General features: G+C 53.7%; 13 protein-coding genes, 2 tRNA genes and 1 pseudogene. 8 read left to right on the top strand and 8 right to left on the bottom strand.

The window, feature by feature from the left end; genetic code table 11:
- Positions 1-22: 22 nt before the first annotated feature.
- Positions 23-370: a monothiol glutaredoxin 4 gene (gene grxD / locus DD597_RS03825; RefSeq protein ID WP_003832760.1), complete on the bottom strand. Its 348-nt coding sequence runs from the start codon at positions 368-370 to the stop codon at positions 23-25.
- Positions 371-708: 338 nt separating this feature from the next.
- On the opposite strand from grxD, the gene DD597_RS03820 reads away from it, so the two are divergent.
- Positions 709-1,467: a C40 family peptidase gene (locus DD597_RS03820; protein ID WP_022650940.1), complete on the top strand. Its 759-nt coding sequence runs from the start codon at positions 709-711 to the stop codon at positions 1,465-1,467.
- 122 nt (positions 1,468-1,589) lie between these two features.
- Positions 1,590-2,171, top strand: coding sequence for a superoxide dismutase [Fe] (sodB, locus tag DD597_RS03815; RefSeq protein ID WP_003857629.1), 582 nt, complete (start codon positions 1,590-1,592; stop codon positions 2,169-2,171).
- Between the two features lie 37 nt (positions 2,172-2,208).
- Here sodB and DD597_RS03810 read toward each other — a convergent pair.
- Positions 2,209-3,374, bottom strand: a pseudogene (locus DD597_RS03810) (MFS transporter).
- 161 nt (positions 3,375-3,535) lie between these two features.
- On the bottom strand, positions 3,536-3,625 hold the full coding sequence (locus DD597_RS03805) for a YnhF family membrane protein (protein WP_003857632.1): 90 nt from the start codon (positions 3,623-3,625) through the stop codon (positions 3,536-3,538).
- Between the two features lie 297 nt (positions 3,626-3,922).
- Here DD597_RS03805 and purR point away from each other — a divergent pair, with 297 nt between their 5' ends.
- The gene (gene purR / locus DD597_RS03800) at positions 3,923-4,948 is read left to right on the top strand and encodes an HTH-type transcriptional repressor PurR (protein WP_003857634.1); all 1,026 of its coding nucleotides are present in this window, start codon (positions 3,923-3,925) and stop codon (positions 4,946-4,948) included.
- 17 nt (positions 4,949-4,965) lie between these two features.
- Here the strand turns inward: purR and punR are convergent, their stop codons facing one another.
- Complete coding sequence (punR, locus tag DD597_RS03795) at positions 4,966-5,877, bottom strand: DNA-binding transcriptional activator PunR (protein ID WP_003857638.1); 912 nt, start codon at positions 5,875-5,877, stop codon at positions 4,966-4,968.
- Positions 5,878-5,989: 112 nt separating this feature from the next.
- On the opposite strand from punR, the gene punC reads away from it, so the two are divergent.
- Both punC and cfa read left to right on the top strand, forming a co-directional pair.
- The gene (punC, locus tag DD597_RS03790; RefSeq protein WP_003857639.1) at positions 5,990-7,189 is read left to right on the top strand and encodes a purine nucleoside transporter PunC; all 1,200 of its coding nucleotides are present in this window, start codon (positions 5,990-5,992) and stop codon (positions 7,187-7,189) included.
- A 298-nt stretch (positions 7,190-7,487) separates the two neighbouring features.
- Positions 7,488-8,636, top strand: a complete 1,149-nt coding sequence (cfa, locus tag DD597_RS03785; protein ID WP_003857641.1) for a cyclopropane fatty acyl phospholipid synthase — start codon at positions 7,488-7,490, stop codon at positions 8,634-8,636.
- Positions 8,637-8,667: 31 nt separating this feature from the next.
- Here cfa and DD597_RS03780 read toward each other — a convergent pair whose 3' ends face one another.
- Positions 8,668-9,309, bottom strand: a complete 642-nt coding sequence (locus DD597_RS03780) for a riboflavin synthase (protein ID WP_003857643.1) — start codon at positions 9,307-9,309, stop codon at positions 8,668-8,670.
- A 225-nt stretch (positions 9,310-9,534) separates the two neighbouring features.
- On the opposite strand from DD597_RS03780, the gene mdtK reads away from it, so the two are divergent.
- The 3 genes from mdtK (at position 9,535) to DD597_RS03765 (ending at position 11,219) form a co-directional block, all read left to right on the top strand.
- Positions 9,535-10,908, top strand: coding sequence for an MdtK family multidrug efflux MATE transporter (gene mdtK, locus DD597_RS03775; protein ID WP_032609058.1), 1,374 nt, complete (start codon positions 9,535-9,537; stop codon positions 10,906-10,908).
- A gap of 153 nt (positions 10,909-11,061) precedes the next feature.
- A tRNA-Val gene (locus tag DD597_RS03770) sits at positions 11,062-11,138 on the top strand.
- 4 nt (positions 11,139-11,142) lie between these two features.
- A tRNA-Val gene (locus DD597_RS03765) sits at positions 11,143-11,219 on the top strand.
- Between the two features lie 178 nt (positions 11,220-11,397).
- Here DD597_RS03765 and DD597_RS03760 read toward each other — a convergent pair.
- From DD597_RS03760 to DD597_RS03750, 3 genes are all read right to left on the bottom strand, one after another.
- On the bottom strand, positions 11,398-11,868 hold the full coding sequence (locus tag DD597_RS03760; RefSeq protein ID WP_003857647.1) for an Hsp20 family protein: 471 nt from the start codon (positions 11,866-11,868) through the stop codon (positions 11,398-11,400).
- A gap of 172 nt (positions 11,869-12,040) precedes the next feature.
- On the bottom strand, positions 12,041-12,241 hold the full coding sequence (glgS, locus tag DD597_RS03755; protein WP_022650936.1) for a cell surface composition regulator GlgS: 201 nt from the start codon (positions 12,239-12,241) through the stop codon (positions 12,041-12,043).
- A 356-nt stretch (positions 12,242-12,597) separates the two neighbouring features.
- Positions 12,598-12,993 (bottom strand): hypothetical protein, encoded by a 396-nt coding sequence (locus DD597_RS03750; RefSeq protein WP_072034766.1) that lies wholly within the window; start codon positions 12,991-12,993, stop codon positions 12,598-12,600.
- Between the last annotated feature and the right edge of the window lie 167 nt (positions 12,994-13,160).

The raw sequence follows: 13,160 nt of genomic DNA, 5'->3' as shown, positions 1-13,160 counted from the left end.
CTTTTTTATATCCGCAGAAACCTTATTCTGCGTCCGGCTCTTCGGTTTTATACTTCGCCGCAGTCTCTTTGATCAGCTGTTGCAGTTCGCCGCGCTGATACATTTCAATCAGGATATCGCATCCGCCAACCAGTTCACCATCAACCCACAGCTGTGGGAAGGTCGGCCAGTTTGCGTATTTTGGCAATTCAGCGCGAATGTCCGGGTTTTGCAGGATATCAACGTAAGCAAAACGCTCACCACAGGCGGACAGCGCCTGAACCGCTTGCGCGGAGAAGCCGCAGCTTGGCAGCTTCGGAGAACCTTTCATGTACAGGAGAATCGGGTTTTCAGCGATCTGGCGCTGAATTTTTTCAATAGTGGTGCTCATGTCTTGCTTCCTTTAACTTCTGTTACGGCATCAGTCTGACATTGTAGCGGGTCAGGCCGACATCGGAAAATAACATTTTTGTCACGTCTAATTATTTTATCGCTTATCGCATAAAGTTGCATTGCTAATGTCGTTTATCGCCAGACGGGGTGCGGTTTTGCTTAAGGAGCGAACAGGAGTGCGTCAGAATGGTGAATTTTTTTGCACTTGCTAACGAAACATAATTTTTGAATGAAAAATGCTATTAACTTCTTCTGATTTTATGGATTAGAATCGACAGGTTTTGTAAATCTCACGCGGGTATGCATTGTGGCCTGCATTTATCAGGGGACTGCCCAGTGGCGCGGATAACTAAAATCTCGATGACGCTCTGTGCTTTACTGTTTACCACACTCTCATTTACGCCAGCGGCGAACGCCTCTGAACAGGCGCGGCATTCTGCTGTACAAAAAACGCATCTGGCAAAATCCACAGAACGTAAGAAAAAAACCACCAGTAAAACAGTAAAGAAGAAAACCACCGCTCAGACCAAAAAGACCGCCTCCAGTAAAACCAAAACTCTCCGCTCCGGCACGCACAAAACCACCCGCACAACCGCCAGCCTGGTGAATGAAAAATGCACCGTGCGCAAAGGCCATAAAACGAAATGCGCAAAAGTGACGAAGCTGGCTGACGTGCATAAAGCGCGTATGCAGAAAGCGCAAAAAACGGCGATGAACAAACTGATGGGGCAAATAGGTAAACCGTATCGCTGGGGTGGCACCTCTCCGCGCACCGGTTTTGACTGTAGTGGGCTGGTTTATTATGCCTATAAAGATCTGGTGAAGTTTCGCATTCCACGCACCGCCAATGAGATGTACCATCTGCGCGACGCCGCCCCTGTAAACCGTGGCGAACTGCAAAATGGCGACCTGGTGTTCTTCCGCACCCAGGGACGCGGTACGGCAGATCACGTTGGGGTGTATGTGGGTAACGGTAAATTTATCCAGTCACCGCGCAGCGGTCAGGACATTCAGATCACCTCTCTCAGCGAAGATTATTGGGTGCGCCACTATGTGGGTGCGCGCCGCGTGATGACGCCAAAAACCATCCGCTAGCCCCTGCCCTGCCGCCCTTGTGGCAGGGTAAGTTCCTCTTTTGCATACCCTTTCAATTTGCTATCCTGTCCTTGTTGTCTGTAGGGTTATTGGCAACGTATAAAACTATAAGGAGAGAAGCAATGTCGTTCGAATTACCTGCACTACCGTATGCAAAAGACGCCCTGGCCCCGCATATTTCCGCGGAAACCCTGGAGTACCATTACGGCAAGCATCACCAGACCTATGTCACCAACCTGAATAACCTGATCAAGGGCACCGATTTTGAAGGCAAAACGCTGGAAGAGATCGTGCGCAGTTCAGACGGCGGCGTATTCAACAACGCCGCACAGGTGTGGAACCACACCTTCTACTGGCACTGCCTGGCCCCGAATGCAGGCGGAGAACCTGACGGTGAGCTGGCGGCAGCGATTAACGCCGCGTTCGGCAGTTTCGCGGATTTTAAAGCGAAGTTTACTGACGCAGCCGTTAAAAACTTTGGCTCCGGCTGGACCTGGCTGGTAAAAGAGGCTGATGGCAAACTGGCTATCGTTTCCACTTCTAATGCGGGTACCCCTCTGACCACCAGCGCCACGCCGCTGATGACCGTGGACGTATGGGAACACGCCTATTACATTGATTACCGTAATGCGCGCCCGAACTACCTGGAACACTTCTGGGCACTGGTTAACTGGGAATTTGTTGCGAAGAACTTCGCCGCGTAAGAGACACGCAGAAGGGGCAGCCCTTCTGCGTTTTTGTTTATTCCGCCGTACACACCGCTTGAGGCTGTTTACGACCAGACATTATCACCAGCAGCAGGCCGAGTGCGGCAATGATCGCCCCCATCACCGGCACAAAGCTATAACCCAAACCACCGGAGATCACCGCCCCGCCCGCTGCGGCCCCCAGCGCATTGCCCAGGTTAAACGCACCGATATTCACCGATGAAGAGAGCCCCGGCGCTTCGTGTGCAACGCGCATTACGCGCATCTGCAACGGTGGCACCACGGCAAAGGTTGCGGCGCCCCACACCACCATGGCAATCGCGGCACCCACTTCGTTACGCGCCAGCCACGGAATCGCCACCATGATGACAATCAGCAGCGTTAAAAAACCTTTCAGCGTCCCACTCACGGAGCGGTCGGCAAATTTCCCGCCGAGATAGTTGCCAATCGAGAACCCGACACCAATCAGCACCAGCATCGCGGTAACAAAGAGTGGCGTTGCGTGGGTTATGTCGTGCAGCACCGGGGAGATATAGGTGTAGAGCGTAAACATCGCCCCGGCCCCCAGCACCGTGGTGAGCAGCGCGGACAACACCTGAGGACGCATCAGCACCGCCAGCTCTTTACGTACTTCCGGACGTTCTCCAGCACTTCCTTTCGGCAGTGAGAAGAACAGCGCAACCATTGCGACCACGCCCAGTCCGGCGGTTGCGAGGAAAGACATACGCCAGCCGATGGCTTCTCCCAGCCAGGTGGCGGCGGGAACGCCGCCGATATTAGCGATGGTGAGGCCCATAAACATAGTGGCTACCGCGCTGGCCTGCTTATGTTTTGGCACCACGCTGGCAGCAACAACCGAGCCCAGTCCGAAGAAGGCGCCATGGTTGAGGCTGGTAAGAATGCGCGAAAGCATCAGAGTGGTGTAATCGGGCGAAATCGCGGAAAACACATTGCCGAGAGTGAAAATCGCCATCAGGAAAATCAGCGCGTTGCGGCGCGCACGGTGCGAAAGCAGCAGCGTCATCAGCGGCGCGCCCACCATCACGCCGATCGCGTAGGCGCTAATTAACATACCGGCCGCAGGGATAGATACGTCCACCCCCCGGGCGATAACAGGCAATAACCCCATCGGGAGAATTCAGTGGTGCCAATCCCAAAGGCGCCAATCGCCAGGGCCAGCAGGGGAAAATTGATTTTCATGAAGAGACTCCGGATACCGTGCCATAACCCGGCACAGAACTAAGAAGTCAAAAGCATGACATCAATCACAAAAAATGAGAAGTTAACATTTTGGCAAAAGATTTTTGCCGGAGAGGTAACAATAGCGGCAAGAGAGGGAGAAGGTTCTCCCTCCGCCTGAATCAGTGCAGTGCAGCGGTTAAACCACCGGCAACAATCAGAGCAAGAACAACAATGGTGGTAAACAGCGAAAACTTCAGATCGGTACTCATCAATTTTTCTCCTTTTATTCACCCTACGAAAAGTGAGCTTGCTCATTTTTACACAGTTCAGGTCAAAAATCTTCCAGGATTTAAACGGATATCCACTTTACCTCTTCCCCTTTTCATCAAGATAGGACAAAATTCCACGCTAAATTTATTAGCGTACCGGCCACTGACCCCCTCCTGACGTCCTGTGTCGTTTTCCCGGCGTGTCGCAACTCATGTTTGCGTAATAAGGGTGAGAGAAGGCAAACGTTTACCTTCAATTTTTTCAGGTGCTTAGGGTATGGTCTGGAGTGACATTTAATGGCAACAATTAAAGACGTAGCAAAACGCGCAAACGTTTCCACTACAACCGTATCACATGTTATTAACAAAACGCGTTTCGTCGCTGAAGAGACGCGTAATGCCGTCTGGGCGGCAATCAAAGAACTGCACTACTCGCCAAGTGCCGTCGCCCGCAGCCTGAAGGTTAATCACACCAAATCGATTGGCCTGCTGGCCACCAGCAGTGAAGCGGCCTATTTTGCTGAAATCATCGAAGCCGTTGAAAAAAACTGCTTCCAGAAAGGCTATACCCTGATTCTGGGCAATGCGTGGAACAACATTGAAAAACAGCGCGCTTACCTGTCAATGATGGCGCAAAAGCGCGTCGACGGCCTGCTGGTAATGTGTTCTGAATACCCTGAGTCGGTCCTTTCCATGCTGGAAGAGTATCGCCACATTCCGATGGTGGTCATGGACTGGGGCGAGGCGCGCGCAGACTTCACCGACTCCGTTATTGATAACGCCTTTGAAGGCGGCTACATGGCGGGGCGTTATCTGGTAGAACGCGGTCATCGTGAAATTGGCGTGATCCCGGGTCCTCTGGAGCGTAACACCGGTGCTGGCCGTCTGGCCGGTTTCATGAAAGCGATGGAAGAGGCGCTGATCACCGTGCCGGAAAACTGGATTGTTCAGGGCGACTTCGAGCCGGAGTCAGGCTATCGCGCCATGCAGCAGATCGTCTCCCAGCCGCATCGCCCTACCGCGGTGTTCTGCGGCGGCGACATCATGGCGATGGGCGCGCTATGCGCGGCAGATGAACTCGGCCTGCGCGTCCCCCAGGATATCTCGGTGATCGGCTATGACAACGTGCGCAACGCCCGCTTCTTTACCCCGGCGCTGACCACCATTCACCAGCCGAAAGATTCGCTGGGTGAAACGGCCTTCAACATGCTGCTGGACAGGATCGTCAACAAGCGTGAACAGTCCCAGTCCATTGAAGTTCACCCGCGCCTGATAGAACGCCGTTCCGTTGCGGACGGTCCGTTCCGCGACTACCGTCGTTAATCACTTTCCGGGGCCAGCTATGCTGGTTCCCGCAACCACTCCCGGTTCAGCGTTTCGCTGTCTCCCAGATAATCCAGCAGCCAGGCCATGGCGGGCGAGACGTCGTTTTGCTGCCACGTCAGACAGCATGCGGCATCCGGGAAGGGGTTTTCCAGCGTCAGAGCCACCCACTCTCCCGCGTCGATGCGCGGGCGCGCAAAATGCACCGGCACCATGCCAACGCACAGCCCCGCGCTCAGACAGGTGGCTGACGACTCCCAGTCCGGCGCGACCACGCGGCGCTGATTATCCAGCAACCAGGTAATGCGCTTGGGCAGCGAGCGGGAGGTATCTTCCAGCACCAGCGAGGGCCAGTTGCGTAATGTGTCATCGCTCAGCGGCCCTTCCAGCGCTGCCAGCGGGTGATCGCGCGCGACCACGCAGGTCCAGCTCAGCATGCCCATGTCGCGAAACGCGTAGCGCCCACCAACCGGGATCGCCTGGGTTGCACCAATCGCCATCTCCGCCCTGCCGTCCGCCAGCGCATCCCAGACGCCGTTGAACACTTCCTGCGAAACACGCAGTTCGACGTCGGAAAAATGACGATAGAAATCGACGATCATCTGCCGGGTCCGCTCCGGCTTAACAATGTTATCCACCGCGATAGCGAGATGCCCGCGCCAGCCGTTGGCGATCTGCTGGCACTGCTCACGGGTGATCTGCATTTTTTTGATGACAGACCGCCCTTCCTTCAAAAACCACGCTCCGGCAGGCGTGAGCTCCACGTCGCGATGACGCCGCTCGAACAGCGGCACCGCCAGCCACGCTTCCAGCTGACGCACCGTGTAACTGATCGCCGAGGGAACGCGATGCAGCTCCTGGGCGGCGCCGGTAAAGCTGCCGTTACGCGCCACGGCATCAACCACTTCAAGGGAATAATCTGACCACATCTTTAGCCTGCAAATTTTTTGAATGCACCCGCCAAATATTAGCGTTTCACAAGCCGCTTTGCACTCCCTACACTCTGCGCCAACGTACACCTGCCTCCTCAGGAGAAAAAAAGTGCAACCCAGGAAAGGATTTTTAGTCTGGCTCGGCGGCTTAAGCGTGCTGGGCTTTTTGGCGACCGATATGTATCTGCCCGCGTTCGCCGCGATGCAGGAAGATTTGCAAACCCCTGCCGCCGCCATCAGCGCCAGTTTGAGTTTGTTCCTCGCCGGTTTTGCTTTTGCGCAATTGCTGTGGGGGCCGCTCTCGGATCGTTTTGGCCGTAAACCCGTCCTGTTGTTGGGGCTGGCGATTTTTGCCGCAGGCTGTCTGGGCATGCTGTGGGTCCGCGATGCCGCCTGGCTGCTGGCGCTGCGCTTTATTCAGGCGGTCGGTGTCTGTGCCGCTGCGGTGACCTGGCAGGCGCTGGTAACCGATTACTACCCCGCCTCGCGCACTAACCGTATATTCGCCACCATTATGCCCCTGGTCGGCCTGTCGCCGGCGCTTGCCCCGTTACTGGGAAGCTGGATCCTGGCGCATTTCGACTGGCAGGCCATTTTCGCCACGCTCTTTGCTATTACGCTGGTCCTGATGCTGCCCGCGTTCGGGCTTAAACCGGCGCATAAAAAAGAGACGCATCCGGACGCGAAGCCCATCACCTTTACCTCTTTACTGCGGTCGAAAGCCTATCGCGGTAACGTGCTGATTTATGCCGCCTGCTCTGCCAGCTTCTTTGCCTGGCTGACCGGTTCGCCGTTCATTCTGCATGACATGGGCTACAGCCCGGCGGCTATCGGCCTGAGCTATGTACCACAGACCATCGCCTTCCTGGTGGGTGGCTATGGCTGTCGCGCCGCGCTGCAAAAATGGGAAGGCCAACAGATGCTGCCCTGGCTGCTGGTGCTGTATGCGCTAAGCGTGATTGCGACCTGGGCTGTCGGCTTTATTCCCGGCGCCGGGCTTGCAGAAATTTTGATTCCGTTCTGCGTCATGGCGATCGCTAACGGGGCCATCTACCCTATCGTTGTAGCCCAGGCGTTGCGTCCATTTCCGCAGGCGACAGGCCGCGCTGCCGCGCTGCAAAATACCCTGCAACTTGGCCTGTGCTTCCTGGCAAGTCTCGTGGTCTCTGCGTTGATTGCAACCCCGCTGCTCACCACTACCAGCGTGATGCTGATCACCGTTGCGCTGGCGGGATTGGGTTATCGCATGCAGTCCTCCGCGCTTCGCGAGCAGAATGACAATGCACAAACCGAAACGTCGCACGCCTGATTGCGCGGGAAACTATGTTAAAAACCAGTGATTAGGTAGCTAACAATTTTCTGTTGAATCACCAAATTTTGCGGCCTATACTGAATTTGGTTCGATTAAATACGATAAATATTAAGTGTTAACGGGAGCCGGAGCGCTCCCGTTTTACCATGGAAGGCATTTCGGCAAGGGTTATCTCCCTTCCTCTGTTCTACGTCGGATATTAGCCTCGCGGGCATTTACCGTGAGATTTCTCACAAACCAAAAAAGCGTCTACGCTGTTTTAAGGTTCTGATCACAGCAAGGTGATGGAGAAGCTATGAGTTCATCGTGTATAGAAGAAGTCAGCGTTCCGGACGATAACTGGTCCCGGATCGTCAGTGAACTGTTGGGACGTGCGGGCATTACGATTAATGGCTCATCCCCCTCCGATCCCCAGATAAAGCATCCCGATTTTTTCAAACGCGTGTTACAGGAGGGATCGTTAGGGCTGGGTGAAAGCTATATGGACGGCTGGTGGGAGTGTGAGCGGCTGGATATGTTCTTCTCCAGCGTATTACGCGCCGGTCTTGAAAAACAGCTCCCTCGTCATTTCAAAGATACCTTACGTATCGCCTCCGCCCGCCTGTTCAATCTGCAAAGTAAAAAACGGGCATGGATCGTCGGTAAAGAGCATTACGACCTTGGCAACGATTTGTTCAGCCGTATGCTCGATCCTTTAATGCAGTACTCCTGCGGATACTGGAAAAAAGCGACGACCCTGGAAGAGGCGCAGCAGGATAAGCTGCAACTGATCTGCGATAAATTGCAGTTACAGCCCGGTATGCGTGTGTTGGACATCGGCTGTGGCTGGGGTGGTCTTGCCTGGTTTATGGCGAAAAATTACGGCGTCAGCGTAGTCGGCGTCACGATTTCGGCTGAACAGCAGAAGATGGCGCAGGAACGCTGTCTGGGACTGGATGTTGATATTCGGCTTCAGGACTACCGCGACCTGAATGAGCAGTTCGATCGTATTGTTTCCGTAGGTATGTTCGAGCACGTGGGGCCGAAGAACTACAAGACCTACTTTGAGGTCGCCGATCGTAACCTGAAGCCTGACGGAATTTTCCTGCTACACACCATCGGCTCTAAGCGCACCGATAACAATGTGGACCCCTGGATCAACAAATATATCTTCCCGAATGGCTGTTTACCCTCTGTTCGCCAGATTGCGAACGCCAGCGAACCGCATTTTATTGTGGAAGACTGGCATAACTTCGGCGCAGATTACGACACGACCCTGATGGCCTGGCATGAACGTTTCCAGGCTGCATGGCCTGAAATCGCCGACAACTATTCGGAACGATTCAAACGGATGTTTAGCTATTATCTGAATGCCTGTGCGGGCGCGTTCCGTGCGCGGGATATACAGCTGTGGCAGGTGGTGTTTAGTCGTGGGATTGAGCACGGCTTGCGGGTGGCTCGCTGAAAAAATAACCCCGGTTTCCCGGGGTTAATTTTTATTCTTCTTCCACGGTCTTTATTATCGCCGCCTCTTTCGCCGCCAGCACGCGCTCAACGGTATCCACGACCGCCTGGGTCTGCGGATCAATTTCGATATTTACGCGCTGCCCCAATTTTTTTGCGCCAAGCGTAGTACGTTGCAGCGTTTCAGGAATTAAATGCACGCAAAAACGCGTTGGCGTCACTTCACCGACGGTCAGACTAATCCCATCGATGCCAATAAATCCTTTATAAAGGATGTATTTCATTAATGACGGATCCTGCACCTTGAACCAGATTTGACGGTTATTTTCCGAGGTCACGATTTTCGCCACTTCTGCGGTGGTCATAATATGGCCCGACATCAGATGCCCACCAATCTCATCGCTGAATTTCGCCGCGCGTTCAACGTTGATGATATCTCCTACCACCAGCTCACCCAGGTTAGTGATGCGCAGCGTCTCTTTCATTAAATCAAAGCTAATCTGATTACCGTTAATTTCGGTCACCGTCAGGCAGCAGCCGTTATGCGCTATCGACGCCCCGGTTTCAATGCCGTCGAGCATATATTCAGGCAGCTCAACCACGTGAGTGCGGAAATTCGGTTTTTCATCAATGGACACCACTTTGGCAGTGCCCTGCACAATACCAGTAAACATGCTTACAGCTCCTGTTCATTCCGAACGGCGATGACACCGTATAATCCCACCACAATAACAGTTGAAAAAACAGGTTGCCAGTGATGCGCAATTTCTGGCGATTTTTTCACTAGATAATTAGTTAAACCCCGCTACAATAGCTGGCATCCCTCTGTTTTTTCTTCTTGCTGCCAGTAACGGCGGCCTTTTTAGTCTCTCAAATAACTACAATACAAAGGTGTTCACGTGCAGAAGTATATGATCGAAGCGCGTCAGTTATTGGCACTGGCAATACCGGTGATCGTCGCGCAGGTAGCCCAAACCGCAATGGGATTTGTGGATACGGTAATGGCCGGTGGTTACAGCGCCACCGATATGGCCGCCGTGGCGATCGGAACCTCAATCTGGCTCCCGGCCATTCTGTTTGGTCACGGCCTGCTGCTGGCGCTAACGCCCGTCATCGCACAGCTTAACGGCTCCGGTCGACGTGACCGCGTGGCCCATCAGGTGCGCCAGGGCTTCTGGCTGGCCGGGTTCGTCTCCGTCCTGATTATGATCGTCCTGTGGAACGCCGGGTATATTATTCGCGCCATGCATAATATCGACCCGGCGCTGGCGGATAAGGCGGTCGGTTATCTGCGCGCCCTGCTCTGGGGCGCGCCCGGCTATCTGTTCTTCCAGGTGGCACGTAACCAGTGTGAAGGGCTGGCAAAAACCAAGCCGGGCATGGTGATGGGCTTTATCGGCTTGCTGGTGAACATTCCCGTGAACTATATCTTCATTTACGGTCATTTTGGCATGCCGGAACTCGGCGGCGTGGGCTGCGGCGTGGCGACGGCAGCGGTGTACTGGGTGATGTTCGGAAGCATGCTCACCTACATTAAGCATGCGCGATCCATGCGCGACATTCGCAACGACACCGCCTTTAGCACGCCTGACTGGTCGATGTTGACCCGCCTGACACAGCTGGGTCTGCCCATTGCGCTGGCGCTGTTCTTTGAAGTGACGCTGTTTGCCGTCGTCGCCCTGCTGGTCTCGCCGTTAGGGATTATTGATGTGGCAGGCCACCAGATCGCGCTGAACTTCAGCTCTTTGATGTTTGTTCTGCCGATGTCGCTGGCGGCTGCGGTGACGATTCGCGTGGGCTTCCGTCTGGGGCAAGGTTCTACGCTGGATGCGCAAACGGCTGCCCGCACCGGGCTGGGCGTCGGCGTCTGCATGGCGGTCTGTACCGCCCTCTTTACCGTGCTGTTGCGTGAGCAAATTGCCCTGCTCTATAACGACAACCCGGAGGTAGTGACTCTGGCCTCGCACCTGATGCTGCTGGCGGCCATTTATCAGATCTCTGACTCCATCCAGGTCATTGGCAGCGGCGTGCTGCGTGGGTATAAAGATACGCGTTCCATCTTCTTTATCACCTTTATCGCTTACTGGGTGCTGGGTCTGCCGTGCGGGTACATTCTGGCGCTCACGGATCTGGTGGTGGATCGCATGGGGCCAGCCGGATTCTGGATGGGCTTTATCATCGGCTTAACGTCTGCGGCCATTATGATGATGCTGCGCATGCGTTTCCTGCAACGTCAGCCCTCTACGGTTATTTTGCAGCGCGCTGCACGTTGATGACCCTGTAGCCGCCGGCTGGCGGCTACTTTCTCTTCACTTTGCGCGGTAATGAAGCAATCGCGTGAAATCAGAGAGAAAAATGCATTTTCCCTCTTGCCACCTTGGTGCTGTGCCGCTAATATTCGTCCCCGTTGTCACCGACAACACAATGCGTTCATAGCTCAGTTGGTTAGAGCACCACCTTGACATGGTGGGGGTCGTTGGTTCGAGTCCAATTGAACGCACCATCTTGCGTCTGTAGCTCAGTTGGTTAGAGCACCACCTTGACATGGTGGGGGTCGATGGTTCGAGTCCATTCAGACGCACCAATCTGTTTTCTCTCACATTTCATTCCCGTTCAGCCTCATGCAGAGGCAGCAAACCTTTTAAGCACATCGAAAGTGACCTCCAGCCCGCGCGTACCGGGAAAAGCGGAATGGCATAAGCCCCATCAGGTTAGCAAAACGCCCGGCGTTTGCCGGGCGTGAAAACAACGTCAGTCAACGATTACGGCTTATGTTCAATCGCTGGGTTGTTGTTGATGGCGATGCGCTGCGGTTTCTCTTCTTCCGGGATATCCTGGTGTAATTCAATTGCCAGTAAGCCGTTTTCCAGCGAAGCGCCGGTCACTTTCACATGCTCCGGCAGACTATAGCTGGCCCGGAAGTCGCTGCGGCTGATACCCCGATGGATCCACCCTTCTTCGCCGTTTTCGGTTTTCTCCTCTTCACGTTTACCGCTGATATTCAGCTGACCGCCAACGGTTTCAATTTCCAGTTCGCTCTCTTTCCAGCCCGGCACGCTGAGCGTCAGTTCATAGCGGTTATCGCCCAGCCGCCGGATATTGTAAGAAGGCGTGGAGGGCAACGGCGTACTGCCGGTTAGCTGGCTAAAAAGGCGATCGATACGGTTAAAACGGTCCGCAAACAGAGAGTCGGAGAGATCGTTCAACACGGGAAAGGTTCTGAGAGTCATCATGTACCTCCTGAACAGTAAAAAAGAATATTCAAAAAGTTCATGTCTTATGGGCAGGTGTTCCTTACCCGCTTTCTATATGAGGTTACCGCAAAATATTTCAACCTCAGGAGCCTGCAAAAATGTAGCTGGAACCTAAAAAAGCAACGGGCCGTTAAGCCCGTTGTTCGTTACATCATCGCAGTTCTATTACTCTCGCCCGCTCAGCCTGCTTTCGGTAGTGGTCATATCGCTCCCGGAACCATGCCTGCTGTTTATTACTCATATTGCCGGTCACGGCATCGATATCAACTGGCTGGCCCAGGGCGTACATACGGGCAAAACTGCGTGCCAGAAAATCAAAATTCTTTAATGCGTTTATATCTTGTCGCTTCATTAGCATATCCCTCCAGTCGCTGTGGTTACTGTTCAAGGTCATATGCTTTTCTGATCTCAGTATCCGCCTGAAAAAGATCGATTTTTGAGCGATGTGTGCGCATCCATCTGCCAGTGTTCACATTTCAGGAACGACAAAACTCTTCAGCCCTGGTCATGATTTTCCCTCCCTTTTATCACTCATGCAGAAAACATAAACGCCAGCCATGCAGTAAGTTCGCCACGTATCCGGAAGGTGCGAACGGCGTGCTTTAATGCCATACGCTGTAACAGGTCGCCCAGCGCGTTCAGGTGGGTTTCCACCTGCAAGCGTCTTATCAGTTCGAATAACAGACAAAGAACGTTTACACTGGCGGATTAATACTGATTACCTGAACAAATGGGTAAATGGGTGAATCCGGGCTTGTTGGCCAAATAGAGAGGGGCGCATGTAGGTTGCCGCGGTTGTGTATCGAACTGCGCATTGTTTTCTACAACACGCTGCTCCTGGCCTTTCACGGCTATTCTCTTTTTCGTCTGCGCTTTCCTGGCGGAGGGGGAGGGTTTTACCTGCCGGGGCAGTTCGGAGGCACCATAACCTGAACAGAATCGCTTCGACTGGCTCAGACTTCCGTCATTGCAGACAAAACGACCATCCGATGTACAGTGTGCTATGCCACCTTTTGAGCCAGAGCAGGGCTGTCTTCCACGGGCGGCACCAGCCTGCATGTTAAAAAGTACACTGACCGTAAGAAGGAGAATTCTCATTTTCATATCTGTATCCATGATTGACGTCATCATACTCAGGGTATCCCCTCAGCCATTGACCTTTTCGCCAGATAAAATGCAATGACTCATGGCGAAGAAATCAATTATTAATATTTCAGTACCCGCTACAGCACAAGCTCTACAATAACTCATTGAAAAGTAACTCTTTAATG

Origin of the sequence: Enterobacter cloacae complex sp. 677-3DZ2D5B, assembly GCF_004136695.1 — a bacterium.
Classification (GTDB): Bacteria; Pseudomonadota; Gammaproteobacteria; order Enterobacterales; family Enterobacteriaceae; genus Enterobacter; species Enterobacter hormaechei_C.
The sequence above is the reverse complement of the archived record's forward strand: the minus strand, read 5'-3'. Positions and strand labels throughout refer to the sequence as shown.

What these genes read in the sequence shown, in the direction of transcription:
- cfa (WP_003857641.1), top strand. Translation starts at nt 7,488, where the DNA reads ATGAGTTCATCGTGTATAGAAGAAGTCAGCGTTCCGGACGATAACTGG.
- glgS (WP_022650936.1), bottom strand. Translation starts at nt 12,241, where the DNA reads ATGAAGCGACAAGATATAAACGCATTAAAGAATTTTGATTTTCTGGCA.
- sodB (WP_003857629.1), top strand. Translation starts at nt 1,590, where the DNA reads ATGTCGTTCGAATTACCTGCACTACCGTATGCAAAAGACGCCCTGGCC.
- DD597_RS03750 (WP_072034766.1), bottom strand. Translation starts at nt 12,993, where the DNA reads ATGAAAATGAGAATTCTCCTTCTTACGGTCAGTGTACTTTTTAACATG.
- DD597_RS03780 (WP_003857643.1), bottom strand. Translation starts at nt 9,309, where the DNA reads ATGTTTACTGGTATTGTGCAGGGCACTGCCAAAGTGGTGTCCATTGAT.
- punR (WP_003857638.1), bottom strand. Translation starts at nt 5,877, where the DNA reads ATGTGGTCAGATTATTCCCTTGAAGTGGTTGATGCCGTGGCGCGTAAC.
- DD597_RS03760 (WP_003857647.1), bottom strand. Translation starts at nt 11,868, where the DNA reads ATGATGACTCTCAGAACCTTTCCCGTGTTGAACGATCTCTCCGACTCT.
- DD597_RS03805 (WP_003857632.1), bottom strand. Translation starts at nt 3,625, where the DNA reads ATGAGTACCGATCTGAAGTTTTCGCTGTTTACCACCATTGTTGTTCTT.
- grxD (WP_003832760.1), bottom strand. Translation starts at nt 370, where the DNA reads ATGAGCACCACTATTGAAAAAATTCAGCGCCAGATCGCTGAAAACCCG.
- purR (WP_003857634.1), top strand. Translation starts at nt 3,923, where the DNA reads ATGGCAACAATTAAAGACGTAGCAAAACGCGCAAACGTTTCCACTACA.